The organism is Saccharopolyspora shandongensis (assembly GCF_900106995.1).
GTDB classification, from domain to species: Bacteria; Actinomycetota; Actinomycetes; order Mycobacteriales; family Pseudonocardiaceae; genus Saccharopolyspora; species Saccharopolyspora shandongensis.
This window is the reverse complement of record NZ_FNOK01000124.1, coordinates 1-2,997: the sequence shown is the minus strand read 5'-3', so window position 1 is coordinate 2,997 and position 2,997 is coordinate 1. Positions and strand designations below refer to the sequence as shown.

The following is a 2,997-nucleotide window of genomic DNA, read 5'->3' as shown; positions in this document are numbered from 1 at the left end:
TTCCGCCCACCACTGATGATCACAGACAGCAGGCCAGCCAGTGTTCACGAGGTCCTGAGACACAAACTGTTCACGAGGTCCTGAGCGAAGACAGGGTGATATGGCGCCCCAAAACGCTCACGGCCCGGACGTCGTTACCTGGTCAGGAAGATCGGATTCGTCATCGCCACCATCCGACCGGCCCGGCGAACCTCCGCGCGTGCCCAGCGCGTGTAGCGCGGGTAGGTCGTCCACCGCGTGGTGAGCGAGCCGGTGGCGGGGACTTCCGCGGTGTGCTCCGGCCCCACCTGGTCCAACAGCCGCACGGTCGTGCCGGGCACGCCGCTGACGGTCAGCTCGAACGTCACGGGTGTTCCCCTGTCGGCGGCGAGCCCCTCTCCGATGCCTGCTGTGCGCCGACCGTCAGTCGCCGTGAAATCCAGCTGCACGGCAGACGATTCGGCGAGCCATGAGCGCCCCGCACGCAGCCCGGCGAGCAGGTCCTCCCGCCGCAGGCGGTCCGCGAGCACGACGGTTTGCGGGCTTCCGACGACGTGTTCCGGGTTGTGCGCGTCGGAGTTGCCGATCAGCGGAATCCAGTGGCCGGTGCGCAGCAGCCCGTCCCAGTGGTTGACCGCCGCTTCCTCCTCGTCGGTCCAGCCCTGGTTCCACACCTCGACGAGATCCGCCAGCTCGTAGGCGAACTCGTAGGTGCAGCCGAAGCAACTGGCGAACGGGTGCGCGGCGGTGACCAGACCGCCCGCCTTGTGCACCTGGTCGACGAAGCGCCGGAAGCTGCGCGGGTCGTCGGCGCGGTAGCGCCAGTCGATCCAGGTCCCGGGCGGCAATCCGATCGCCGGCCAGTGCCCGGAACGTGTCGTCACCTCTTCACCGTTGAGGATCAGCAGGTCGTCGGTCGCGTGCTCGCCCCACTGCAACGAGGCCGACGAAGTGTTGTGCTCGGTGGAGGTGATGAAGTCCAGGCCGGCGGCGCGGGCGGCCGCGACCAGCTCCGCGGGGGTCCGGCGGCCGTCGGAGTGCACGGTGTGCAGGTGGCAGTCCCCGCGGTACCACGCGCGCCCCCGCTCCCGGGCTGGCGCGGTCTCGGGAGCGGGGTTGGGGCGGGCCGGCACACCGGCCGGGCCGAACCGCAGTGTGATGTCGACTCGGTAGTTCATCCCCTGCGGCGCCACGGTGTAGGGGCCGAGGATGACGTGCCAGGTGCCCGGTGTGACTGGGCCCGGCAGGTAGCCCGGGGTGGCGCCGGCGGCGCTGATGGTGAAGCGGTCGCGAAACCCGCCCGACCAGCCGCGGAAGCCGCGCGCGTTGCCCAGCTCGTGCCCCTCTGGGCCGAAGATGCCGATGTCGCAGGCGTTTCCGCGGGTCCCGGGCGGGACCGCGGGCTTGTCGTAGGAGTAGACGACCTCGATCTCGGCCACCCCGCGCGGCACCTCGACCGGCAGGTAGAACCAGTCTTCGATGCTCGGCCCGAAGGTGCCGGTGACGGTGCGGGTCTCCGCGCCCGCGGCCTGTTCGGCGAAGGCCACGCCCGGCAGCAGGTTCGCCGCCGCGATGACTCCTCCCGCGGCCAGGAAACCGCGCCTGCTCAGCAGATCCACCCATACCTCCCATGGTCGAAGTGCCATGGATCCAACCGCCGCGACCTGACCTCAGCGAACACGGCGGATGAACCCCGCGCGGCGGGCGGCGGAATTCACCGCCCGGTGTGCGATGAGTTTTCGCCGACCTCCGCGTCTAACCGGGAAGCACCGCAGGCGAACAGCGAGGAGGACCATCCGGTGGACGAGCGAACCGCGATCGAGCCGGAGCTCTTCGGCGATGCCGCAACGCTGTTGGAGCGCGCCACCTGCTACGTCCTCGGCGCTGCGGCCGACATCACCACCGCGACGCTGGCCCACGCGACACCGTGCGCAGGCTGGGACCTCCGGACGCTCGTCACCCACGTCAACGATTCAATGGCCGTTGTCGCCGAAACGCTCGCATCCCGCGTTCCGGATGACGGCGAGGACTCCGCCGCGCCGGTCGCAACATTGCGCAGTCGCGCCAGGTTCCTGCTGGAAACCAGCCTCGGGCATCCGGACGACGTGCACGTCGGCGGATTGCCCCTGGACGGCCGGATCGCCGCAGCGACCGGTGCGTTGGAGATCGCCGTGCACGGCTGGGACATCGCCCGGTCGTGCGGGCGGGACTCCCCGATCCCGGACAGCCTCGCGACGGCGCTGATCCGGCTGGCACCGATGGTCGTCACCGAGGAAACCCGCCCGTTCCTGTTCGGACCGCCCGTCGCGTGGCCCCGGCAGGCCCCACCGGGCGAACGGCTCGTCGCACACCTCGGGCGCAATCCGGTAGCGAGGCCGGACGGCGGCCTCATTCCTCGCGGCTGAGCGTGTTCCAGTGCAGCTTTTCCCGTTCGCGCTTGGGCAAAGCGGCGACGACGAGGTCGTAGGAGTCCTCGATCATGTCCAGCACGAGCGGATCGGGCACGGAGCCGTCCAGGACGACCGTGTTCCAGTGCCGCTTGTTGAGGTGGTAGCCGGGCGTGATGGCCGGGTACGTCCCGCGCAGCTGAACCGCCAGCTCCGGCTCGCACTTGAGGCTGACCCGCAACGGGTCACCGCCCAGCCTGCTGATGGCGAAGATCTTGCCGGTGACCTTGAAAACGCTGTTCGTGTCGTCGAAGGGGAACTCTTCGCGCGCACCGGTGAGCGCGAGGCATGCGTTCTTGAGCTCCTGCGGCGTCATGCGAGCAGCGTATCGACCGCCACCTCCCGGCCGGCGTTGATCCGCCCCCAAGATGGTTAATTTCATTCAACACTGAAGCGATAGTGACTATAATTTTTTATGAGCGCGCAAAAGGGCTGGAGCCCGCCGCGGGCGCGTCGCGGCGGGCTCCAGGCCTGTTTCGATCAGTAGCGGTAGTGGTCCGGCTTGTACGGGCCGTTGACATCGACACCGATGTAGGCGGCCTGCTCCTTGGTCAGCTTGGTCAGCTTCACA

At 68.9% G+C, this 2,997-nt stretch carries 4 protein-coding genes; 1 reads left to right on the top strand and 3 read right to left on the bottom strand.

The window, feature by feature from the left end; genetic code table 11:
* Positions 1 to 134: 134 nt before the first annotated feature.
* A complete protein-coding gene (locus BLW84_RS45890; protein WP_245761853.1) occupies positions 135 to 1,598 on the bottom strand; it encodes a CehA/McbA family metallohydrolase in 1,464 nt (487 codons plus the stop codon).
* A gap of 180 nt (positions 1,599 to 1,778) precedes the next feature.
* Here BLW84_RS45890 and BLW84_RS48295 point away from each other — a divergent pair, with 180 nt between their 5' ends.
* Positions 1,779 to 2,384, top strand: a complete 606-nt coding sequence (locus tag BLW84_RS48295) for a TIGR03086 family metal-binding protein (RefSeq protein ID WP_177227086.1) — start codon at positions 1,779 to 1,781, stop codon at positions 2,382 to 2,384.
* Here BLW84_RS48295 and BLW84_RS45880 read toward each other — a convergent pair.
* The gene (locus BLW84_RS45880; RefSeq protein ID WP_093279031.1) at positions 2,368 to 2,742 is read right to left on the bottom strand and encodes an MmcQ/YjbR family DNA-binding protein; all 375 of its coding nucleotides are present in this window, start codon (positions 2,740 to 2,742) and stop codon (positions 2,368 to 2,370) included. The genes BLW84_RS48295 and BLW84_RS45880 overlap by 17 nt on opposite strands.
* 164 nt (positions 2,743 to 2,906) lie before the next feature.
* Positions 2,907 to 2,997 (bottom strand): adenosylhomocysteinase (locus tag BLW84_RS45875; RefSeq protein ID WP_143061391.1); only part of this gene is annotated, 91 nt, incomplete at its 5' end.